General features: G+C 61.0%; 21 protein-coding genes and 1 pseudogene. 15 read left to right on the forward strand and 7 right to left on the reverse strand.

Annotated features, from left to right (window positions below; all coding sequences use genetic code 11):
• Positions 1 to 38 precede the first annotated feature (38 nt).
• The 4 genes from AC5YUO_RS04080 (at position 39) to AC5YUO_RS04095 (ending at position 3,389) form a co-directional block, all read left to right on the forward strand.
• Complete coding sequence (locus tag AC5YUO_RS04080; protein WP_400819929.1) at positions 39 to 488, forward strand: RT0821/Lpp0805 family surface protein; 450 nt, start codon at positions 39 to 41, stop codon at positions 486 to 488.
• Between the two features lie 212 nt (positions 489 to 700).
• A complete protein-coding gene (locus AC5YUO_RS04085; RefSeq protein ID WP_496154345.1) occupies positions 701 to 1,810 on the forward strand; it encodes a DnaJ C-terminal domain-containing protein in 1,110 nt (369 codons plus the stop codon).
• Between the two features lie 131 nt (positions 1,811 to 1,941).
• Positions 1,942 to 2,760: an enoyl-ACP reductase FabI gene (fabI, locus tag AC5YUO_RS04090; RefSeq protein WP_003521090.1), complete on the forward strand. Its 819-nt coding sequence runs from the start codon at positions 1,942 to 1,944 to the stop codon at positions 2,758 to 2,760.
• A 35-nt stretch (positions 2,761 to 2,795) separates the two neighbouring features.
• Positions 2,796 to 3,389, forward strand: coding sequence for a histidine phosphatase family protein (locus tag AC5YUO_RS04095; RefSeq protein ID WP_496154346.1), 594 nt, complete (start codon positions 2,796 to 2,798; stop codon positions 3,387 to 3,389).
• Positions 3,390 to 3,629: 240 nt separating this feature from the next.
• Here the strand turns inward: AC5YUO_RS04095 and AC5YUO_RS04100 are convergent, their stop codons facing one another.
• Positions 3,630 to 3,890 carry a DUF1344 domain-containing protein gene (locus tag AC5YUO_RS04100; protein WP_188128886.1) on the reverse strand — a complete coding sequence of 87 codons (261 nt, stop codon included), beginning with the start codon at positions 3,888 to 3,890 and terminating at the stop codon, positions 3,630 to 3,632.
• A gap of 427 nt (positions 3,891 to 4,317) precedes the next feature.
• Between AC5YUO_RS04100 and aroC the strand changes: the two genes are divergently transcribed.
• Complete coding sequence (gene aroC / locus AC5YUO_RS04105) at positions 4,318 to 5,415, forward strand: chorismate synthase (protein WP_496154347.1); 1,098 nt, start codon at positions 4,318 to 4,320, stop codon at positions 5,413 to 5,415.
• A gap of 12 nt (positions 5,416 to 5,427) precedes the next feature.
• On the forward strand, positions 5,428 to 6,528 hold the full coding sequence (ribB, locus tag AC5YUO_RS04110; RefSeq protein ID WP_400819939.1) for a 3,4-dihydroxy-2-butanone-4-phosphate synthase: 1,101 nt from the start codon (positions 5,428 to 5,430) through the stop codon (positions 6,526 to 6,528).
• A gap of 283 nt (positions 6,529 to 6,811) precedes the next feature.
• Here the strand turns inward: ribB and AC5YUO_RS04115 are convergent, their stop codons facing one another.
• On the reverse strand, positions 6,812 to 8,008 hold the full coding sequence (locus AC5YUO_RS04115) for a winged helix-turn-helix domain-containing protein (RefSeq protein WP_496154348.1): 1,197 nt from the start codon (positions 8,006 to 8,008) through the stop codon (positions 6,812 to 6,814).
• Positions 8,009 to 8,287: 279 nt separating this feature from the next.
• On the opposite strand from AC5YUO_RS04115, the gene AC5YUO_RS04120 reads away from it, so the two are divergent.
• The 7 genes from AC5YUO_RS04120 to dxs all read left to right on the forward strand — a co-directional run bounded on the left by AC5YUO_RS04120 (position 8,288) and on the right by dxs (position 14,567).
• A complete protein-coding gene (locus AC5YUO_RS04120) occupies positions 8,288 to 8,968 on the forward strand; it encodes an energy-coupling factor ABC transporter ATP-binding protein (RefSeq protein ID WP_496154803.1) in 681 nt (226 codons plus the stop codon).
• Positions 8,965 to 9,570 (forward strand): CbiQ family ECF transporter T component, encoded by a 606-nt coding sequence (locus AC5YUO_RS04125; protein WP_496154349.1) that lies wholly within the window; start codon positions 8,965 to 8,967, stop codon positions 9,568 to 9,570. The genes AC5YUO_RS04120 and AC5YUO_RS04125 overlap by 4 nt, the downstream gene beginning before the upstream one ends.
• 32 nt (positions 9,571 to 9,602) lie before the next feature.
• The gene (locus AC5YUO_RS04130) at positions 9,603 to 10,166 is read left to right on the forward strand and encodes a biotin transporter BioY (protein WP_400819944.1); all 564 of its coding nucleotides are present in this window, start codon (positions 9,603 to 9,605) and stop codon (positions 10,164 to 10,166) included.
• A gap of 25 nt (positions 10,167 to 10,191) precedes the next feature.
• Entirely contained in the window at positions 10,192 to 11,127 is a 936-nt protein-coding gene (locus AC5YUO_RS04135; protein ID WP_496154350.1) for a histone deacetylase family protein, read from the forward strand.
• Between the two features lie 2 nt (positions 11,128 to 11,129).
• A complete protein-coding gene (locus AC5YUO_RS04140) occupies positions 11,130 to 11,384 on the forward strand; it encodes an exodeoxyribonuclease VII small subunit (RefSeq protein WP_003503059.1) in 255 nt (84 codons plus the stop codon).
• A gap of 250 nt (positions 11,385 to 11,634) precedes the next feature.
• Positions 11,635 to 12,558 (forward strand): pirin family protein, encoded by a 924-nt coding sequence (locus AC5YUO_RS04145; RefSeq protein WP_142778808.1) that lies wholly within the window; start codon positions 11,635 to 11,637, stop codon positions 12,556 to 12,558.
• 89 nt (positions 12,559 to 12,647) lie between these two features.
• Entirely contained in the window at positions 12,648 to 14,567 is a 1,920-nt protein-coding gene (dxs, locus tag AC5YUO_RS04150) for a 1-deoxy-D-xylulose-5-phosphate synthase (protein ID WP_496154351.1), read from the forward strand.
• Positions 14,568 to 14,623: 56 nt separating this feature from the next.
• Here dxs and AC5YUO_RS04155 read toward each other — a convergent pair whose 3' ends face one another.
• Positions 14,624 to 14,986: a nuclear transport factor 2 family protein gene (locus AC5YUO_RS04155; protein WP_496154352.1), complete on the reverse strand. Its 363-nt coding sequence runs from the start codon at positions 14,984 to 14,986 to the stop codon at positions 14,624 to 14,626.
• A 107-nt stretch (positions 14,987 to 15,093) separates the two neighbouring features.
• Here AC5YUO_RS04155 and AC5YUO_RS04160 point away from each other — a divergent pair, with 107 nt between their 5' ends.
• On the forward strand, positions 15,094 to 15,888 hold the full coding sequence (locus AC5YUO_RS04160; protein WP_496154353.1) for a helix-turn-helix domain-containing protein: 795 nt from the start codon (positions 15,094 to 15,096) through the stop codon (positions 15,886 to 15,888).
• A gap of 5 nt (positions 15,889 to 15,893) precedes the next feature.
• Positions 15,894 to 16,202: a putative quinol monooxygenase gene (locus AC5YUO_RS04165; protein ID WP_496154354.1), complete on the forward strand. Its 309-nt coding sequence runs from the start codon at positions 15,894 to 15,896 to the stop codon at positions 16,200 to 16,202.
• Positions 16,203 to 16,313: 111 nt separating this feature from the next.
• Here AC5YUO_RS04165 and AC5YUO_RS04170 read toward each other — a convergent pair whose 3' ends face one another.
• The 4 genes and pseudogenes from AC5YUO_RS04170 to AC5YUO_RS04185 all read right to left on the reverse strand — a co-directional run bounded on the left by AC5YUO_RS04170 (position 16,314) and on the right by AC5YUO_RS04185 (position 19,319).
• A complete protein-coding gene (locus AC5YUO_RS04170) occupies positions 16,314 to 16,676 on the reverse strand; it encodes a nuclear transport factor 2 family protein (protein WP_496154355.1) in 363 nt (120 codons plus the stop codon).
• 41 nt (positions 16,677 to 16,717) lie between these two features.
• Positions 16,718 to 17,101: an ACT domain-containing protein gene (locus AC5YUO_RS04175; RefSeq protein ID WP_496154356.1), complete on the reverse strand. Its 384-nt coding sequence runs from the start codon at positions 17,099 to 17,101 to the stop codon at positions 16,718 to 16,720.
• Positions 17,102 to 17,128: 27 nt separating this feature from the next.
• Positions 17,129 to 17,209 (reverse strand): annotated as a pseudogene (locus AC5YUO_RS04180) (Lrp/AsnC family transcriptional regulator); the annotation flags it as partial.
• 88 nt (positions 17,210 to 17,297) lie between these two features.
• Entirely contained in the window at positions 17,298 to 19,319 is a 2,022-nt protein-coding gene (locus tag AC5YUO_RS04185; protein WP_496154357.1) for a methyl-accepting chemotaxis protein, read from the reverse strand.
• Positions 19,320 to 19,422 lie beyond the last annotated feature (103 nt).

The following is a 19,422-nucleotide window of genomic DNA, read 5'->3' on the forward strand; positions in this document are numbered from 1 at the left end:
GAGCTGATTTGGACCCCAGAGATGATCTCTGGTGAAAGATGGTGACCGTCATAGCAAAGTCGAACAGTCGAACAAAGAGCCTCCTTTCGTCGGTAGCGGAAGTTTCCGCCGTCGTGTCAATGCTCGTGGTGCTGAGCGGCTGCGTCAGCCTCGATCTGTTCGGTGGCGACAAGGTCGACCGCTCGCTTTCCACGGCATCCGTTCCCAACCAGCCGAACAATGCGCCGCAGACGGACGATGCGACGATCCGCAATGCGGTAACGTCCGCCGATCTCGCCAAGCTCGCCGACCAGCCGCTGCCCTGGGCCAACGCCGCCACCGGCAGCGCCGGCGTCGTCACCGCCATTCACGAAGACAAATCCAGCGGTTTCGTCTGCCGCGATTTCAGGACGACGCGCCACTCCTTCGAGGGCGTTGCGAGCTATGCCGGACAGGCCTGCCTGTCGGAAACCGGCGAATGGCTGCTGACCCGCTTCGAGCAGAAATAATCTGTTTACCCTGCCATGGGGAATAAAGCCGGCCTCGGTGCGGCACGCTTCCTCCGTAAAGGAGTGATTAGCAACTTATTGCAACAGTCGACGTTGATTAAACCGAGGGCGTGCAGGCGAATGATCGCGGGCATCCCTTTTCGGAGGGGTTAGTTTCAGGATTGCGCCATGAAGGGCGGCAGGCACCTGAGCCAACGTAACTGGTGTTTCGCATGCGCGATCCATATTCAATCCTCGGCGTAAAACGTGACGCCCGCCACGAGGAAATCAAGGCCGCCTGGCGCACGAAGGCGAAAACCGTCCATCCGGACGCCAATCGCGACGATCCCGATGCTTCGGCGCGATTCGCCGAGATCGGGCAGGCTTATGATCTCCTTAAAGACCCGAAAAAACGCGATCTCTACGACCAGGCCCGCAAGGCGGCCGAGAAGAAGCAGCGCGGCGAAACCATCATGCAGCAGCGGGAAGCCGCGCGCGAAGCCGCCGAGCGCGCCAAGGCCGCCGAAAAGCTGATGGAGGAACTGGCCCGCGCCGATGCCCGCAACCGGGCGCAGACCGGCCAGAAAACCGACGCCAAGGCGGAAACCGCCGAAGATATCGTCGAGCGGATTTTTGGTGCGGAAGCGCAGAACGACCCCAAGGTGCAGCAGGCGGCGGAGGCCGCAAAGGCCGCCGCAAGTGCTGCAAAAAGCGATGGCGCCGGCGAGACCGCCCAGCCCGGCGCCGGCGATGACAGGACAGCACCCACATCGCTCGCCGCCAATCTCTTCAGCGCTCTCGTGCGCCGGTTCCGCACGCCGCAGCCGGCTCCCGAAAAAGCGCCTGACATTACCGCGGAAGCCACCGTCACGGTCGCCGATCTGCTGGAGCACAGGTGGATGACCGTGTCGCTTGCCGACGAACGCGAGGTTCGTTTCCAGCTTGAAGCGGGCATGACGGACGGACACGTTGTGCGGCTGAAGGGACAGGGTCTGAAGCTTCCCAACATGGCGCGCGGCGACCTCGCCGTGACATTGCTGGCCGCCCGCGACGATGCCTTTGCCCTTCGTGGCTTCGATATTCACACGACGCTGCCGATATCGCTCGGCGACGCGGTTCTGGGGTGCGAAACGAAAGTCAGGACGCCGCTCGGCGAGGAAAACATCACCATTCCGGCCTGGTCCGGCTCGGACCGTGTGCTGAGGCTTGCCGGCAAGGGCCTCGCCGACGGCAAGGGCGGACAAGGCGATCTCGTCATCGAATTGCGCATCGTCCTGCTTGAAAAGCCGGATGAAAAAGTGACCGACCTGATGCGGCATATGCGCGAAGGCCTTTATTTGTGAAAGTTTTGCGAATAGCCGGGACAACGCACCCTTTGTTACGCTCCCTAACAGTTGATGATCTTTGGCAATCTTGAACAGGATTGCAGCCTATGCCATAGGCAGGACCGATCAAAAGTATTAGGGAGCATAAAATGGCTCAGGCATCCGGCCTCATGGCTGGCAAACGCGGCCTCATCATGGGTGTCGCCAATAATCGTTCCATCGCTTGGGGCATCGCCAAGGCCTGTGCCGACGCGGGCGCGGAAGTTGCGCTGACCTGGCAGGGCGACGCGCTGAAGAAGCGGGTCGAGCCGCTCGCGCAGGAACTGGGCGCCTTCATGGCCGGTCACTGTGACGTGACCGATCTCGAGACGATCGATGCGGTTTTTGCCGGGCTGGAAAAGCACTGGGGCAAGATCGACTTCGTCGTGCACGCCATCGCCTTTTCCGACAAGGACGAGCTGACCGGCCGTTACCTCGATACCAGCCGCGACAATTTCAACCGCACCATGGATATTTCTGTGTTCTCGCTGGCCGCCGTTGCCAAGCGTGCCGAGCCGGTCATGAATGACGGTGGCTCGATCATCACGCTGACCTATTACGGCGCCGAGAAGGTCATGCCGAATTACAACGTCATGGGCGTGGCCAAGGCCGCACTCGAGGCGAGCGTGCGTTATCTCGCCGTCGACCTCGGCAATCGCGGCATCCGCGTCAATGCCGTTTCCGCCGGCCCGATCAAGACGCTTGCCGCTTCCGGCATCGGCGACTTCCGCTATATTCTGAAGTGGAACGAATATAATGCGCCGCTGAAGCGTACCGTTTCCATCGAGGAAGTCGGCAAGTCGGCGCTGTACCTCTTGTCCGACCTTTCGACCGGCGTGACCGGCGAAATCCACCATGTCGATTCCGGTTACCACACCATCGGCATGAAGGCGGTGGATGCGCCCGATATTTCGGTGGTGAAGGACTGACCACCGGCGGATATGCTTGAAACAGGGGTATCGCCTTGCTCGTCTATGTGATCCGGCACGGACAAACGGACTGGAATGCGATACGCCGGCTTCAGGGCCAGAAAGACATTCCGCTCAATGATTTCGGCCGCCAGCAGGCGGTCGGCAATGGCAGGCTTCTCGCCCGTCTTTTGGGCGAACAGGCCACGGATTTCGATTACGTGGCAAGCCCGCTCGGACGCACGCGCGAGACCATGGAACTGATGCGCGGCGCGATGGGCCTCGATCCGCTCGCCTATCGCACCGACGATCGCCTGATCGAAGTTTCCTTCGGCGACTGGGAGGGGCAGACCCTGCCGGAACTGAAGAAAGAATTCCCGGACCGGGTGAAGGCGCGCAAGGCCAATAAATGGGATTTCATTCCCCCCGGCCAGGATGCCGAAAGCTATGAAATCCTCTCCTGGCGCATTGGCGCATGGCTCTCCTCCGTGGACAGGCCGACAGTCTGCGTCTGCCACGGCGGCGTCATCCGCTCGATCTTCCGGCTGGTGTCCGGCATGGACAAGGATGAGGCGTCGAGGACGCAGATTCCGCAGGACCGGATATTGAAGGTCGAGATTGATCGGAATACGGCGGAGTGGATTTCGTGAGGGAAGTGCGGCAACGGCTGGCTCAATCGCGAAAAGAGTCGCGACGTAAAAATCAATAGCAGCGGGCGACTTCAATCTGGCCGGTTTTTCAGAGAACTCCCTCATTCCTGTGCTTGTCACAGGAATCCAGCCAGCCCAAGTCCTTGGGCTGAAAGGAGTCTCCCGCCGCGCAGACGCGCGTCGACTGGATTCCTGTGACAAGCACAGGAATGAGGGTGGATACCACTACTGCCTGGGAATTTACTCAACGACCTGAAGATCGTCGACCACGCGTTTCCCATCCACTTCCGTGTAGAAAACCACGACCTTCACGCCCGCTTTCAGACCTTCGAAATTGAACTCTTCCGGCACGCGATAGGTCTTGCCGTCGCTCAGCGTAATGCTCAGGCCGTTCGCATCGATCTTGCTGATCGTGCCTTCCACGTCGACGCTCTGGGCGAAGCCATTGATGGGCATCAGGAGGTTGGCGGTGGCCAGAAGGGCGGCAATCATCATACGCATCGATCTAGCTTTCGTGGATTTGCGTGAAAACCTTACATGCATGAAGAATTGCCTTTCGAATGTGGCGGAAATTGCCCGCAACCATGACATTTTCGGCCCAATTGATGAACGGATTTGGGATCGTGTTCAAGCCGTTAGTGATTTTTACACCGCATTTCGCAGCAATATTGGAAAACTCCGGATTAACGTGGAAAACGACGGCGCTTTTACATTTTCGTCATTTCGAAAAACGTCTTTGGCCGGCCCCGAATCGCCACCCCGCCCTCATCCCTGTTCCCGGAGGAGACGTATCGTCGTCGTGCGTACCGCACTTATCCCATCGCTGAGAAAGAAAGGCTTTTGCCTTGCCCGGATTTTCCACTAAGACAAATCCGCTTGTTTTAAACGGCGCTCACCGCAGGCGCCCTGTTTTCCGGTTTTGAGAACTATGTCGCATAACAGTTTCGGTCATCTTTTCCGCGTTACCACCTGGGGAGAAAGCCACGGGCCCGCACTCGGCTGCGTGGTGGATGGCTGCCCGCCCGGCATCCGCTTCACCCTTGCCGAGGTGCAGCACTGGATGGACAAGCGCAAACCGGGCCAAAGCCGTTTCGTGACCCAGCGCCGCGAGGATGACGTCGTAAAAGTTCTCTCCGGCGTGATGCTGGATGAGGACGGCGAGACGATGATCACGACAGGCACGCCGATTTCCATGCTGATCGAAAATACCGACCAGCGTTCCAAGGATTACGGCGAGATCGCCAAGCGGTTCCGTCCCGGCCATGCGGATTTCACCTATGATCTGAAATACGGCATTCGCGATTATCGCGGCGGCGGGCGCTCCTCGGCACGCGAGACGGCGGCGCGTGTCGCCGCCGGTGCGATTGCCCGCAAGGTGGTGCCGAGCCTCAACGTGCGCGGCGCGCTGGTGCAGATCGGCAAGCACAAAATCAACCGTAACAATTGGGACTGGGATCAGATCGACCAGAACCCGTTCTTCTGCCCGGATGCAGCCATGGTGCCGGTGTGGGAAGACTATCTCGACGGCATTCGCAAGGCAGGCTCCTCCATCGGCGCCGTTGTCGAAGTGGTGGCGGAAGGCGTTCCGGCCGGTATCGGCGCGCCGATCTATGCCAAGCTCGATCAGGATATCGCCTCCAGCCTGATGTCGATCAACGCCGTCAAGGGCGTGGAAATCGGCGAAGGTTTTGCCTCGGCCGAGCTTTCCGGCGAGGAGAACGCCGACCAGATGCGCATGGGCAATGACGGCAAGCCGATTTTCCTCTCCAACCATGCCGGCGGCATTCTGGGCGGCATCGCGACCGGCGAGCCCGTCATCGCCCGTTTCGCCATCAAGCCCACTTCCTCCATTCTGACGGAGCGCCTGTCGATCGATACCGATGGCAACAACGTCGATGTGCGTACCAAGGGACGCCACGACCCCTGCGTCGGCATCCGCGCCGTGCCCATCGGCGAGGCGATGATCGCCTGCACCGTCGCCGACCATTATCTGAGGGATCGCGGCCAGACTGGCCGTTTGAAATAAGGGAGGATCGCCATGGCCTACGACCAGAAACGCGTTGTCGACGCCATCCGCGCTTTCGAAGCGGGTGAAATCGTTGTCGTGACCGATGATGACGACCGCGAGAACGAAGGCGATCTGATCATTTCGGCGGTTCACTGCACGCCCGAAAAAATGGCGCTGATCGTGCGCCACACCTCGGGTATCGTCTGCGCGCCCATGCCGCGTGAGGAAGCCAAGCGGCTGAACCTCAACGCCATGGTGGCGGAAAACGACAGCGCCCATACGACGGCCTTTACCGTCAGCGTCGATTTCAAGCATGGCACCACAACAGGCATTTCCGCCGACGACCGCACGCTGACGGTGCGCAACCTTGCCAACCCCAATGTCGGCGCATCCGATTTCACCCGGCCGGGCCATATCTTCCCGCTGATTTCCCGCGAGGGCGGCGTCTTGATGCGCTCCGGCCATACCGAAGCGGCGGTCGATCTCTGCCGGCTCGCCGGCCTGCCGCCCATCGGCGTCATCAGCGAGCTGGTGAATGACGACGGTACGGTGATGCGCGGCCCGCAGGTCCTCGATTTCGCCGAAAAACATGGCATGAAGCATGTTTCGGTCGCCGATCTCATCGCCTATCGCCAGCGCAAGGAAACGCTGGTGGAGATGGAATCCGCCTTCACCATCGACACGCCCTTCGGCCCGGCCAAGGCGCAGACCTATTCCCTGCCCTGGGATCCGATGCAGCATATGGCGGTGATTTTCGGCGATATCAGAGACGGCGTCGATATTCCCGTGCGCCTGCATCCGGAAAACGTCGCCGACGACGTATTCGGCGACCGCCAGCCGGTGCGGCACTATATGCAGAAGATCGCCGAGGAAGGCCGCGGCGTCATCGTTTATCTGCGCGAGGGTTCCGTCGGCGTCGGCCAGGTAGCCGGACGCCGCAAGGCGCGCGACCCGGACGAGGCGCATGCCCAGGCCCGTTCGCGCGAGAATGAATGGCTGGAAATCGGCCTTGGCGCGCAGATCCTGAAGGATCTCGGCATCAGCTCCATAAAGCTGATGACCACGCGCGAGCGGCATTATGTCGGGCTTGAAGGCTTCGGCATCAAGATTTCGGCGACGGATATCGGGTGATTTTGAGCGCTAGTCCAGCGTCACAGCGCATTAGGCCAGCTTCACAGCGCAATTGTGAGGCGAGCGGGTGCGGCATTCTTCTTCTCCCCGCCGGGGAGAAGTCCGTGGCAGCGGGATGAGGGGGCAAGCTCTCCGCATATCGCTAGCGTCACCCCCTCATCCGACCCTTCGGGCCACCTTCTCCCCGGCGGGGAGAAGAAACAAGCCGCGACACTGCGGCATCGCGGATCGGTAACGTTACGTCTGGCAGCCACCTGTCTCACACTCATCCGTGCGGAAAACCTCAATTTTCCTCCCGCCATCCCTCCAGATAATTCACGCTCTCCACCCCGGTAAACTTCGCCAGCCTCACCAGTTCCGCGTCGAGCTTCTCCAGCCGTCCAGCCGAGGCGCGCACGCCCGGCTCCAGCCAGAGACGACGAACATCCAGCGTGCCGCCCTTGCGCTCCGCCTTCATGTCGATACGGCCAATCAGCCGGTCACCCTCCAGAAGCGGAAAGACATAATAGCCATATTGCCGTTTCGGCTCCGGCACGAAGACCTCGATGCGATAATAAAAGCCGAATAGCCGCTCCGTGCGATTGCGGTCGCGCAGCAGCGGGTCGAACGGGCTCAAGACCCGGACGCGGGTGGAGGGTTCCGGTACATCGCTCAGGTCGGCGGTGAAATCGGCGAAGGCAAAAGACGGGCGGGCGGTGTCGCCAGCGCTTGCAAGAAGCGAGACCTCGCAGAGCTCGTCGCGATGGCTTTTGACCCAGTCCCTCGCCTCCTGCGGGGTAACGAGGTCGAAAAAGGCGGCGATTTCACCGTGGGTGGCAAAACCCAGCCGCTTCAGTGCCTCGCGGCAGGCCCAGTCGACAAATTCGGCATGCTCCACCTCGGTTTCGTGATGCTCGCCGGGAATGACCCGTTCGGCCAGATCATAGACCTTCTGGAAATTCACGCGGCCGGCAATCGCGAGCTTGCCGGTGTGCCAGAGATATTCGAGCGCCGTCTTGGACGGATGCCAGTTCCACCAGCCACCGGACTGGTGCCCCTCCTCCTTCAGCTCCCGCGCCAGAACCGGTCCGCTTGCGGCAATGCGCTCCAGCGTTTCGCCGAAAGCCGCATCGAAGCCCTCGCCATGCCATTTGCGCCAGCGCTCCTGAATGATCGGCTCGCGGCGGCGGAAGCGGTGTTTCCAATAGGGATAAAATTCCGTCGGCAGGATGGAGGCGTCATGCGTCCAGTGTTCGAAGAGCGCGCGGTCCTTTTCCAGCAGCGTTGTCAGGTGGCCGCGCCTGTAGGTCTGGTTGCGGGAAAAGATGATCTGGTGGTGGGCGCGCTCCACCGTGCCGATGCTATCCACCTGCACGAAGCCGAGGTCAGTGATGAGCTGCAGCAGCCCGTCCTTGGAAAGCGCCTTGCCGGGCGGAGAGGAAAGCCCCTGCCGCGCCAGAAAAATCCGCCTTGCCGCTTCGTTCGAAACCTTGATCGTCATGGCCGTGAAGGTAGAACGGCTTTTTCAGGATTGCAATGTTCTTTTTTTGTTCTTTTCTTCACTTCTGTTGATGACGGGATCAGGGTCATGCCCGCTGCTTTCCGTCATACCGGCCTTGAGCCGGTATCCAGCCAGCCCAAGTCCTTGGGCTGAAAAGACTCTTCCCGCCGCGCCGACGCGCGTCGACTGGATCCCGGCTCAAGGCCGGGATGACGAAAGGAGTGTGGTTCGCTCTAGGAAATCGTTGCGCCGTGGATTATGCGAGAGAGCATGAAAAACTTGGAAATACGTTTCGACTTTGCCGGCGTGGCCTTCGAGGGCCGGCAAGCCTTGCAGCCCCTGTCTCTCACCCTGACAGAACGGCGCATCGGCGTGATCGGCCTCAACGGTTCGGGCAAGACCACCTTTGCACGGCTGATCAATGGGCTGACCAAGCCGAGCGGGGGCAAGGTGTCGATCAACGGTCTCGATACCGTGACGGACGCCAAGGCGGTCTTGCAGACGGTGGGTTTCATCTTCCAGAACCCGCAGAACCAGATCATCCTGCCGATCGTGCGCGACGATGTCGCCTTCGGCCTCAAGCGGCTCGGTCTCGGCAAGGCGGAAACCGAAAGCCGGGTGAAGACCGTTCTCGCCCGGCTGGGCATCTCGCATCTGGAGGAGCGGCGCGCCCATGAACTTTCCGGCGGCGAGCTGCAGCTTGCGGCGCTGGCGGCCCTGCTGGTCACGGAACCGCAAATCCTCATTCTCGATGAGCCGACCAACCAGCTCGATCTCAAGAACCGCACCATCGTCGAGAAAACCATGGCGGCGCTGTCGCAGACGCTGATCGTCATCACCCACGACCTGCCGCTGCTTCAAGGTTTCGACCGCGTGCTGGTTTTCCATGAGGGTGCCCTGATTGCAGATGCCGCCCCCGATGAGGCCGTCGCGCATTATCTGGAGGTGGTCTCGCGATGAAATCGCTGCACGTTGAAGGCACGGGCTGGCTCTACCGCGTTTCGCCGCGCCTCAAGCTCCTGACGCTTGCGGGTTTCAGCATTGCGCTGTTCCTCACCCGCGATCTGCTGCTTCTCGGATGCGCCGTGGTTCTCGCCGCCGCCATCCTGCGCGAGACGCGGCTGCCCATCCGCGAGATCGGCCTGCGGCTGCGCCCGGTGATGCTGACCATCTTTCTCGTCGCCGGCTTCAGCTATCTCCTGCTTCCGGCCCACGATGCCAGTGTCAATCTTCTACGGCTGACGGCGCTGGCGCTCCTCGCCACGGCCGTCACCATCACCGTCAGCATTTCAGAGTTCATGGACGAGATCGCGCTTGCCGCCGCCCCGCTGGAAAGGCTGGGGCTGGTGAAGGCGGCCGATATCGGGCTCTCGGTCGGACTGGTGGTGCGCTTCGTGCCTGAGATCGTCAACCGTTACCATGCGGTGCGCGATGCGCATCGGGCACGCGGCCTACCGGTGCGGATGGCCACCATCATCGTACCGCTTGTCATTATGACGTTGAAGGATGCCGATGCCATTGCCGACGCCATTGACGCGCGCGGTTTCAGAGGCCAAAGCTGACGACCAGATAACCATCCGGAGTTTTAAGCGCCATGACGACCCGCGACCTTGTGCTGATTTCGCTGTTTTCCGCCATCATCATCGCACTCGGGCTTCTGCCGCCGATCACGCTCGGTTTCATTCCGGTGCCCATCACCGCGCAGTCGCTCGGCGTCATGCTGGCCGGCGTCGTGCTGGGCGCGAAACGCGGCACGCTTGCAGTTCTGCTGACGATCCTGATCGCAGCCATCGGCCTGCCGGTGCTTTCTGGCGGGCGCGGCGGTCTTTCGATCTTCACCACGCCGACGACGGGCTTCCTGATCGGCTGGATCGCAGCTGTTTTCGTGACCGGCTTCCTCTCGGAAAAATTCGTCCATCGCGGTCAGTCGGCACTGGCGCAGGGTATCGGTTTCTTCGTCGCCAGCCTGATCGGCGGTGTGGTCGTGCTTTATGCCTTCGGCATTACCTATCTGGCGGTGGTCGTCGGGCTCGGTTTCGAAAAGGCCTTCATGGGTTCGCTCGCCTTCATTCCGGGCGATGCGCTGAAGGCCGTGCTTGCCGCACTGGCCGGCCGTGCCGTGATGGCCGGTTATCCGCTTCTGCCGCAGCGCGCCTGAACAGACTTTCTTCGGGAGGAAAAGCATGGCGACGCGTTTATACGAGCACCCGATCTTCCTGGAGCATATCACGCCATCCGGCCACCCCGAGCGGCCGGACCGCCTGCGGTCGCTGAACATCGCGCTCGAACACCCGAATTTCGAGCGGCTGGACCGCAAACAGGCGCCGCAGGCCAATGAGGATGCGGTGCTTCTGGCACATCCGGAAGAGCATCTGCTTGCCGTCATGCGCCAGGTGCCCGAAGAAGATGGCGCGATCAACCGGATCGAGTCCGATACCTATCTCTCGCCCAAAAGCCTGCAGGCGGCGCTGACCGGCATCGGCGCTGCCATGGCGGCCGTGGATGACGTTTTTACCGGCGCTGCCGACAATGTCTTCGTCGCCGCCCGCCCGCCCGGCCATCATGCGGAAACGGCCAAGGCCATGGGTTTCTGTCTCTTCAACAATGTGGCGATTGCCGCCCGTCATGCGCAGAAGGCGCACGGCGCAGAGCGCATCGCCATCATCGACTGGGACGTGCATCACGGCAACGGTACGCAGGATATCTTCTGGAACGATACGTCGGTGCTGTTCTGTTCCACCCACCAGATGCCGCTTTACCCGTGGAGCGGCGACAAGCATGAAACCGGCGTGAAGAACAACGTCGTCAACGCGCCGCTTTCGCCCAATACCGGCAGCGAACATTTCCGCGAGGCGTTCAAATCGCGGGTCCTGCCGGCGATCGCCGATTTTTCGCCCGATCTCATCCTTATCTCCGCCGGTTTCGACGCACATCACCGCGATCCGCTGGCGCAGATCAACCTGGTGGGCGAGGATTTCGACTGGGCGACGGGCCGGCTGCTGGAAATGGCCGACAAATACACATCGAACCGGGTCGTCAGCCTGCTGGAAGGCGGTTATGATCTGGAAGGGCTGGCGGAATCGGCAGCCATGCATATTTTGAGAATGATGAAGGGTTGAACATGACGGAAAATGCCAACACAGCCGATGTCAGCGGTTATTCTTTCGAAAAAGCCGTCGCCGAGCTGGAAAGCATTGTCGCACGTCTGGAACGCGGCGACGTGGCGCTGGACGAATCCATCGCCATCTACGAGCGCGGCGAAGCCCTGAAGAAGCATTGCGAAACGCTGCTCAATGCTGCGGAAAAGCGGATCGAGAAAATCCGTCTCGACCGTGCGGGCAAGCCACAGGGTGTGGAGCCGCTGGACGGGGAGTGATTGGCCATGGCGGCAGCGTTTGGACGTGATTCCACAGGCTGCCACGTCCCCAATCAGCATACTCGACGTCATCCTCGGGCTTGACCCGAGGATCCATTGATTTCAACGGGTTGTGGATCCTCGGGTCAAGCCCGAGGATGACGGCAGGGGTGTTTCCATAACCGCAGTTGACGCAGCGTTCGATATCCCGACACTCCCTCTGGCCGTCCGTTATGATAAGCTTGTTGTCTGACGATACGAGGAGCAAAATATGTCCTTCTTTCCCGGTAACGATCCCGTCGCGGGTGATGCCTTTGCCTGCGATGCCATTGAGAACCTCATCATTCCGCGCACCAGCGATATTGGCGGCTTTGCCGTGCGCCGCGCATTGCCGACCCGGCAGCGGCGGCTTGTCGGTCCCTTTATCTTTTTCGACCGCATGGGCCCGGCGATCCTCAAGGCGGGAGAAGCGCTGGATGTGAAGCCGCATCCGCATATCGGGCTTTCCACCGTCACTTATCTGTTCGACGGCGAAATCAAGCACCGCGACAGTCTCGGCACGGAACTCGTCATTCGCCCCGGCGACATCAACCTGATGACGGCCGGGCGCGGCATCGTGCATTCGGAACGCACACCGGAAAACCTGCGGGGCCATCCGCTCTCCATGTCCGGCCTGCAGACCTGGCTTGCCCTGCCAGACCATATGGAAGAAATCGACCCGGCCTTTGCCCATACAGCCAAGGAAGACATGCCGCTGATCGATATCAAGGGCGCATCCGGCCGCGTGGTGATCGGCGAATTCGAAGGTCTCACCTCGCCCGTTTCAGCCTTTACCGACACGCTTTATGTCGATCTGACGCTGGAGCCGGGGGTGAAATTTCCCTTCTCCGCCGATCATGAAGAGCGGGCGATCTATATTCTCTCCGGTTCGCTCGATGTCGCGGGCGATATTTTCGCCGCCGATCAGCTCCTCGTTTTCCGGCCCGGCGACGACATCACGCTGCAGGCGGGCAGCAATGGCTGTCACATCATGATCTTCGGCGGGGCGGCGCTCAATCAACGCCGTTACATCTGGTGGAACTTCGTTTCGTCATCAAAAGAACGCATAGAACAGGCCAAACAGGAGTGGAGAACCGGACGCTTCGACATCGTTCCCGGCGACGAAGAAGAGTTTGTCCCTTTGCCGGAAGGTTGAAATTCTATAGAAGTATACGACATGCAGGGCTCACCCGCCGGCTTTCGCGATAGAGGGCACCTTGCGGACCATCAGAAAAGGCCGAACGATTGACCGGAATGCCACAGACACCATTGCTCGACCGGGTGAATTTTCCCTCCGATCTCAAGGAGATCGACGATCGCGACCTGCCGGAACTGGCACGGGAACTGCGCGACGAGATGATTGACGCCGTGTCGAAGACCGGTGGCCATCTGGGGGCCGGCCTCGGTGTGGTGGAACTGACGATTGCCATTCACAAAGTGTTCAACACGCCGGAAGACCGGCTGATCTTCGATGTCGGCCACCAATGTTATCCGCACAAGATCCTGACCGGCCGCCGCGAGCGCATCCGCACGCTGCGCCAGGAAGGCGGCCTTTCCGGTTTCACGCGTCGCGCCGAAAGCGAATATGACGATTTCGGCGCCGGCCATTCCTCCACCTCCATTTCCGCCGGCCTCGGCATGGCGGTGGCGGCGGGTCTTGACGGCAGCGACCGCAAGGTGATCGCCGTGATCGGCGACGGCTCCATGTCGGCGGGCATGGCATTCGAGGCGCTCAACAATGCCGGCGCGCTCGATGCGCGGCTGATCGTCATCCTCAATGACAACGACATGTCGATTGCGCCGCCGACGGGGGCGATGAGCGCCTATCTGGCGCGCCTTGCATCCGGCCGCACCTATATGGGCTTCCGTGATTTCGGCAAGAAACTCACCGCCTATCTCGGCAAGACCATCGACCGCGCCATTACCCGCGCCGTGACCCATGCGCGCGGTTATGTGACCGGCGGCACGTTGTTCGAGGAGCTTGGTTTTTATCATATCGGCCCGATCGACGGTCATTCCTTCGATCACCTGCTGCCGGTGCTGCGCAATGTGCGCGACAACCAGAAAGGCCCCGTCCTCATCCATGTGGTGACGCAGAAGGGCAAGGGTTATGCGCCGGCGGAAGCGGCCGCCGACAAATATCACGGCGTCAACAAGTTCGATGTCATCACCGGCGCGCAGGCGAAAGCCAAGCCGAATGCGCCGAGCTATACCAGCGTCTTCGCCGAGGCGCTGATTCAGGAAGCCACCCTCGATGACAAGATCATCGGCGTGACGGCGGCCATGCCGAACGGCACAGGCCTCGACAAGATGGCCGAGCTTTTTCCCTCCCGCACCTTCGATGTCGGCATTGCCGAACAGCACGCCGTCACCTTCGCGGCCGGGCTTGCGGCTGATGGTTACAAGCCGTTCTGCGCGCTTTATTCCACTTTCCTGCAACGCGGTTACGACCAGCTGGTGCATGATGTGGCGATCCAGAGCCTGCCGGTGCGTTTCCCCATCGACCGCGCCGGTTTTGTCGGTGCCGACGGACCGACCCATGCCGGCTCCTTCGACACGACTTTCCTCGCCACCCTGCCTGGCATGGTGGTGATGGCTGCCGCCGACGAGGCGGAGCTGAAACATATGGTCCGCACGGCGGCGGCTTACGATGAAGGCCCGATTTCCTTCCGTTATCCGCGCGGCGAAGGTGTCGGCGTCGAGATGCCGGCACGCGGCGAGATTCTTGAGATCGGCAAGGGCCGCATCATCAAGGAAGGCACCAAGGTTGCGCTCCTTTCCTTCGGCACCCGGTTGGCGGAATGCCTTGCGGCGGCCGAAGATCTCGATGCTGCCGGCCTTTCGACGACGGTTGCCGATGCGCGCTTCGCCAAGCCGCTCGATCTCGACCTCATCCGCCAGTTGGCCGCCCATCACGAGGTGCTGGTGACCATCGAGGAAGGTTCCGTCGGGGGTTTTGGCGCGCATGTGCTGCATTTCATGGCCAGCGCCGGCCTGCTCGACCATGGCCCGAAGGTCCGCACGCTGACCCTGCCCGACCAGTGGGTTGAGCAGGCGAAGCCTGAGACCATGTATGCCAATGCCGGCCTCGATCGGGCCGGCATCGTTTCCACCGTGTTCGATGCACTCGGCCAGCGGCAGGCCGGTGTGGGATTTGCGGGCTGAAGCACGCTTCCCGAGGTGAAGGAAGCGGGCATATGATCCCGCCCCTCCTCTCCACTTTATGCCGCCGCGCCATCGAGAAAACCGACGACATTGTCGATTCGGCCCTCGGCATCGCGGCTGACGACATCGGTGCCGCCGGCGACATCGTCTCCGTCAGGCGAAATCAGGCGCCATGAGAAACGGGTGAAATCGCCGTGGCCGTCGGGGATGCCCGTCAGCACGAAGCGATATCCGGGAAATTTCTGCCGTGCCGCCTCGATCATTGCGGCTATTCCCTGCCGGCCCTCGCCCTGCATCAGGGGGTCGATATAACGGGCTGTTTCCGTCCATGCGTTGCCGATCAGCTGCTTGCGGCGCTCGCCGTCCTCCTCGTTCCAGACCGCGAGATAGGTTTCGGCAATTGCGAGATGCTGTGTCATGATTGCGCTCCTTGGGGTTGACGGCCTGAGCATGGCGGGCATCTGGAAGCGGAACAATTACCTCAGAGGTAATCGCATTGGCGATATCTTCTGTTAGGTTGCCGGGCATGACACATCATCGAGAACATGTCGGCCAGGTGCTGAAAGAATGGCGTGCCCGTCGCAGATTGAGCCAGCTCGATCTGGCGATGGACGCAGAAATATCCGCGCGTCATCTGAGTTTTGTGGAAAGCGGGCGATCATCCCCCAGTCGCGAGATGCTGGTGAGGCTGGCGGAGCAGCTTTCGATGCCCGCCCGCGCCGCCAACCGGCTGATGCTGGCAGCCGGTTATGCGCCTGTCCATTCCGAACGGCCGCTGGATGCGCCTGACATGGCGGCAGCCCGGCAGGCCATCGAAACGGTGGTGCATGGGCACATGCCCTTCCCCGCCCTTGCCGTTGACCGGCACTGGAATGTCGTTCTCGCCAATGATGCGATCACATCGCTGCTCGCCGGTGTTTCCGCGGAGCTGCTTCAACCGCCGCTCAACGCGTTGCGGCTGAGCCTGCATCCACAGGGACTGAGTTCCCGCATCGTCAACCTTGCCGAATGGCGTCATCACCTGCTGGAACGCCTGCATCGGCAGGTCGAGGAAACGGGAGACGACGTGCTTTCCAGGCTGCATGCGGAGCTTTCGGCCTATCCCGCGCCAAAGCTCACGGCGCATGCCGCCGGAGCCGATCCGCTGGCGATACCGCTCCAGCTTCGTGACCCGTCCTCGGGCGCTATCCTGAGCTTCATTTCAACCACCACGGTTTTCGGCACGGCGACGGATGTAACGTTGTCCGAACTCGTGCTGGAGTGTTTTTACCCCGCCGATGCGGCAACCCGCGCGGCGCTGATACAAGGCACAAAGGAGTGACACCTGTGCACACCACCTATCTCATCGGTTTTAAAGTCCGCCCCGGCCAGCGCGAGCGCTTTCTCGCATTGCTGAATGCGCTGCTTGACGCCATGAAGCACGAAAAGACCTTCGTGAACGCAACCCTGCATCGGGATGGCGCAGACGAAAACCGCTTCCTGCTGCATGAGACCTGGAGCGACCATCAGGACGTTCTCGATGTCCAGATTCACCGCCCCTATCGCCAGGCATGGCACGATGCCCTGCCGGATATTCTGGAAGCCCCGCGCGATATTTCCGTCTGGCATCCCATGCGGGCCGATCACGCTGCATAGGCAGAGGAACAGACGAGACCCCGCGCAGATCGTGCACGGGGTTAGACGTCCGACAGCACCTCCGTACACTCCCGATCGTCGCGAGTATTTATTTCCTGAATGCCGGGATTTTCACGACAATATCCGCGGTTCGCTCATCTTGAACCACGCCTTGGCAATCTTTCCGTTTTCGACTTCATAGATACAGACAACGTCGATCTCTCCCCTGCCTTCGGGAAAATTCCGCGTGACCGTTTCGTGGTCGATGACGACATTCCCGACAGTAATGCGTGTCAGCAATTTTCCATGCAGATCCGGCTCCTTGAAGCGCTCGATATGGCGCGCCCGAATCTCTGCCGCGTTTCCGGCCAGAAGTGTCGACGGAAACGCATGATACTGACAATCATCCGCCCACCAGCACATGAATGCATCGATGTCGCGGGCGTTATAAGCCTCGAGCTGCTTTTGCACCGGGAGTTCAATTTCACTCTTCAAAACGTACCTCTTCAGAAAAACCCGCGTGGCGAAACGGGTTGTTAAATGAGCGAATGTCCCGCATTTGCCAGCAGATCGAATGTTTTTTTTAGATCGTTCGATTTCACCAGCAGATGATCACCATCAAACGTCGAGACCACAAATATTCCTATCCCGTTGGTTGACAACGGTGCGATGACGGACAGGACGATGCCCGTCTCATCAAAGGCAAATGGCCCCTGAAACTTCAAGCACGACCAGCCCGCATCGACCCGCACGTCCTGCGGTATACGATCCTCCCGGCAAACGATGGAAAGTTCGTCATCGGTTCGGCTGATGCTGACAAACCCGCCGCCGTCGGCCCACGCCGGAATGGGATCAGACCCCTGAAGCCGCGCCACCCCGTATGAGCCATCCAAAACCTGCAATTTAACGCGAGGCGTCATCTGGAAACTACCTTTCCTGAAAATCTCTCAAAGCCTGATGGCCGTTTCCTCTTTCGCCGTCTTGATGACGACCATGGTGAAGAAGCGCGCAACATTGTGCTGGTCACGGGCACGTAGGCGATGCTACCCACCTGAAAAACGATGCAAAAGGGGGCCTTGCGGCCCCCAATTCATAGGTCAATCTGAAAAACCAGCCTCAGAACTCCGTCCAGTCCTGATCCTTCGCGGCCGGGGCTTCGGCGGCGCCGCCGAAGGCGCGGGCAAGGCTCTGGCCGAGGGCGCGAGCGGGAGATGCAACCGGCCGGGCGGTGGCGGAGGCCGATTTTACCGGAGCCTTGCGGACCGGGGCTGCCGGCTCAGACTGGAAAGCAGGCCGGGCGGAAGACTGGCGCGGCGCGGAATAGCCGCCGGCACTTGCAACGGCAGCACGCGTGCCACCCATTCTGAACTGGCCGAGCAGGCTGTTCAGCGCTTCCGCTTCGCGGGCGAGCGAATGGCTGGCGGCGGTCTGCTGTTCCACCATGGCGGCATTCTGCTGCGTGCCCTGATCCATGGTGTTCACGGCCGTGTTGATTTCCTGCAGGCCGGTCGCCTGTTCACGGGCGGCGACGACGATGGCGCTGACATGGGCATTGATCTCTTCGACTTCCGCGACGATGAGTTCCAGCGCCTTGCCGGTCTCATCGACGAGGTTGACGCCGTTTTCCACCTGCTGGCTGGAAGCGCCGATCAAAGTCTTGATTTCCTTGGCGGCATTGGCGGAGCGCTGGGCAAGCTCACGGACTTCCTGCGCAACCACCGCAAAACCCTTGCCGGCATCACCGGCGCGTGCGGCTTCCACGCCGGCATTCAAGGCCAGCAGGTTGGTCTGGAAGGCAATATCGTCGATGACACCGATGATATTACCGATTTCGCCCGAGGACTTCTCGATTTCGCGCATGGCGGCAACCGCCTTGCGGACCACGACGCCGGATTTTTCCGCACCGGCGCGGGCGCGCTGGACCAGATTACCGGCATCTTCCGCGCCGCGCGCACTGTCACGCACCGTGGTGGTGACTTCTTCCAGGGCTGCGGCGGTTTCCTCGATGGAGGCCGCCTGCTGTTCGGTGCGGCGCGACAGGTCGTCGGCGGCGGAGAGCATTTCCGAAGCGCCGGCATTGATCGCGGCTGCGTTTTCACCGACCGTGCGCAACGCCTGCTGGAGTTTTTCGACGGCGCTGTTGAAATTCACGCGAACCGGATCGATGGCAGGCGCAAAGGGCGTCTCGATACGATAGGAAAGATCGCCATCCGCGAGGGCGGCAAGGCCCTTGCCAAGCTCGGCGCTGGCAAAAGCGCTGGCGGCTTCGTCCTTGGCCTTTTCTTCCTCGTTGCGGCGGCGTTCAGCTTCTGTCGCGGAGCGCATGCGATCGGTCTCGCCGGCAAGGCGGGATTTTTCCAGCCCGGCCTCCTTGAACACCAGAACGGCCTTCGCCATCTTGCCGACTTCGTCGCCGCGATCCGTGGCAGGCACTTCCGTCTCCAGATCGCCATCGGCGAGCCGGCTCATCGCCGCCGTCATGCCGACAATGGGCGTGACGATGGAGCGCGACAGCGCCCAGATGAGGGCAACGGCCAGAAGACCGGCAACGGCGCCGCCACCCAGAAGCGCATATTTGAGGTTCAGTGCGGCTGCCTGCTGTTCTGCCGCGTAAGCGGTGGACAGGCCGTTCAGCTGTTCCTTGATCTTGGCGGCCGAGGCGCGGAAGCCATCGAGCTGGCCCTTCGCCTGATTACGGCCAATCTCGATGATTTCGGAAATCGGCGCTTCGGTCGTCTTGCGCGCGGCGATCTGCGGTTCCGCCAGTTCCTTGAAGAACACGGTGGCGGATTTCTGCATGTCGTCAATGGATGCCAGGATATCCGACCGGCCGACGGCCAGCGCGCGGGCCTCGTCGAGCTTCTTCAGCATCAGGTCGCGCTGGGCGAACACATCATTATAGGTGCTGTCGCTGCGGAACAGCAGGAAGCCGCGCTGATTGACGGCCTGTTCCAGCATGGCGGCCGTCGCGCCATCCACGGCCTGGATGATATCCTTCGTGCGGTTGTTTTCGATCGTGACACGCTCGCTCCCCAGCGTCTGCCAGAATACGACCGCGGAAGCGAGCAGGCACACGCTCATCAAGGCACAGAAGGTGGCTATGAGCTTCAGATTAATGGGGAGGTTTTTCAGCGACATCGCAAACTCTCTCGGCGACCCGATGCCTCGAAGCCAGCGTCTGCGCTGCAACGGCCGCAATTTTGTGGATGGGAGGAGATGCCGTCATGGCAGGTTCCGGTGG

The sequence above is a fragment of the Agrobacterium sp. LEGMi-208b genome (assembly GCF_059511785.1).